A 1607-nucleotide genomic window follows, 5' to 3' on the forward strand; every position below is an offset into this window, starting at 1 on the left:
CAGCCGCACCTGCTCGGTGCCCCGCACCGCGTGGCCCAGGTCGAGCAGCAGACCCGGTTCCACCGGGGTGTCCGCGCCGGCGACCGCGACCATCGACTCGGTGACGTCGGCGACCCGCTCCCGCAGGCGGCCGGGCATCACCTGGTCCAACTTGGTCAGCGCGCGCAGGGCGTGCTCCCCGACGCCCGCCACCGCGCCGCCGGCCGCCAGACGCAGGGCGATCGCGACGGCCACCGCCTCCCTGTCGTCGAGCAACAGCGGCGGCAGTCGACGACCCGAACCCAACCGGTAGCCGCCGCCCGCGCCGCGCTCGGACTCCACCGGATAACCCAGGTCCCGCAGGCGGTCCACGTCCCTGCGGACCGAGCGGGTCGTCACGCCCAGCTCCGCCGCCAATTCCTCGCCCGTCCACACCGACCGGCGCTGCAGCAGGTCCAGCAGACACAGCACTCGCTGGGTGGTGGGCACCCGGTCCTCGCTCATGGCGAGCCCCCGTTCGTCGCCGGGTCTTCCGTCATGACGGAAGTGTTCCACGGCCAGCGGACCGAAACTGTCCGGATGGGGTGCGACGCTGTCCGCAGCCGACCTCGCAAGGAGAAAGCCATGACCGCCACCCACACCCTCGACTGGACCGACCAGCTCGTCGACCAGATGGACCGACACTGGACCACCCAGCTCCGCCCGCGCCTCGAGGGGATGACCGACGACGAGTACCACTTCTCGCCCGCGCCCGACGAGCGGACCTGGGACGTGCGTCCGCGGGGCACCAGCCGGGCACCGATGCAGGGCGGAGCAGGCGATCACACCATCGACTTCGAGTTCCCCGAACCCGTGCCCGCGCCGCTGACGACCATCGCGTGGCGGATCGGCCACCTCGTCGTCGGCGTGTTGGGCGCCCGGTGGCACTCCCACTTCGGCGGTCCCCCGCACGACTACATGACCCACACCTACGCCGGCGACGCCGCCGGCGGCCTGGCCCAGCTCGACCTCACCTACGCCGCCTGGATGAACGGCGTGCGAGGGCTCGACGCCGAGGCGCTCGCCCGGCCGATCGGCGAGGCGGAGGGCCCGTGGGCCGAGTACCCCATGGCCGCCCTGGTCCTGCACATCAACCGCGAGGTCATCCACCACGGCGCCGAGATGTGCCTCCTGCGCGACGTGTACGCGCACACCCACTGATCCGTTCGAACGCACCGCCCACCACACACACCGAGGAGTCGTCATGCCACTGTTCCCCGCCACCTGCCCCACCGAGCGCGAGAACCTGCTCGAGTGGATCGACGTCGCGTTGGTCAACGCCCGGTCGATCGTCCACGGCCTGGACGCCGACCAACTGCGCGCACGACCGCTGCCCTCCAGCGAACTGACGCTCGGATGGCTGATCCTGCACATCGGCGAGGTCGCGGAGGGCTGGCTCGGCCGCGCGGCCGCCGCGCCGAACGCGCCCGAGACCGGTCGGTCCCTGCCCGAGCAGTTCGCCTGGGCCGAGGCGGTGAACCGGGTCGACCCCGATGCCACCGCCGAGGAGATCCTCGCCGAGTACGACCGGCGGTGCGCGGCCGGACTCGCCCACCTCCGCGCGGCCGACCTCGACGCGCCCGTCCCCG

At 72.7% G+C, this 1607-nt stretch carries 3 protein-coding genes; 2 read left to right on the forward strand and 1 reads right to left on the reverse strand.

What is annotated here, in order from left to right; translation table 11 throughout:
• The coding region (locus tag G6030_RS14180) for an HTH domain-containing protein (protein WP_182643565.1) at positions 1 to 483 on the reverse strand (483 nt) is incomplete at its 3' end.
• 120 nt (positions 484 to 603) lie between these two features.
• Between G6030_RS14180 and G6030_RS14185 the strand changes: the two genes are divergently transcribed.
• Positions 604 to 1179: a DinB family protein gene (locus G6030_RS14185; RefSeq protein ID WP_109149267.1), complete on the forward strand. Its 576-nt coding sequence runs from the start codon at positions 604 to 606 to the stop codon at positions 1177 to 1179.
• A 43-nt stretch (positions 1180 to 1222) separates the two neighbouring features.
• Positions 1223 to 1607: DUF664 domain-containing protein (locus G6030_RS14190; protein WP_182643566.1), on the forward strand; the 385-nt coding region annotated here is incomplete at its 3' end.

The sequence above is a fragment of the Dietzia sp. E1 genome (assembly GCF_014145015.1).
GTDB classification, from domain to species: Bacteria; Actinomycetota; Actinomycetes; order Mycobacteriales; family Mycobacteriaceae; genus Dietzia; species Dietzia cinnamea_A.

What these genes read in the sequence shown, in the direction of transcription:
- G6030_RS14185 (WP_109149267.1), top strand. Translation starts at nt 604, where the DNA reads ATGACCGCCACCCACACCCTCGACTGGACCGACCAGCTCGTCGACCAG.